This is a genomic window from Streptomyces megasporus, assembly GCF_000718985.1.
Classification (GTDB): Bacteria; Actinomycetota; Actinomycetes; order Streptomycetales; family Streptomycetaceae; genus Streptomyces; species Streptomyces megasporus.
The window spans coordinates 1-325 of the sequence record NZ_JODL01000153.1 but is presented as its reverse complement, the minus strand read 5'-3'; the positions used below and the strand labels follow the sequence as shown (position 1 = coordinate 325).

At 68.6% G+C, this 325-nt stretch carries 1 protein-coding gene; it reads right to left on the bottom strand.

Features of this window, described 5'->3' with window-relative positions; genetic code table 11:
- A partial coding sequence (locus IF47_RS31320; RefSeq protein ID WP_211257285.1) for a hypothetical protein occupies nucleotides 1-192 on the bottom strand: 192 nt, incomplete at its 3' end.
- Between the last annotated feature and the right edge of the window lie 133 nt (nucleotides 193-325).

The window sequence follows — 325 nt, the reverse complement described above, 5'->3', positions numbered from 1 at the left end:
GATTTCGTCCGGCTTGTTCGTCGGCCGACAGCGCTCGTCCGCCCCTGTGTGGAAGATGGTGCCGCGCCCCGTCGGGCCGCTGGGGGCCTGGCACCACTGTGACACGACCACCTTCGTGTCCAGCCGGCTCAGTTGCCGCTGCATCTGCTCCAGTTCGTCCGTCCGGAGAGGCTGCGGCGCTGGGTGTGCCAAGCACCGCGCACTCCGCGCCGGGCCGCTGCGACGAGGCGATCGCGGACCTGCGCATCGTGGTCGCCTTCTCCGCCCAAGCCCGTGACGTTCGGAGTCTGATCACCTCTATCCGATGACCTCGACGAGGTGAGCT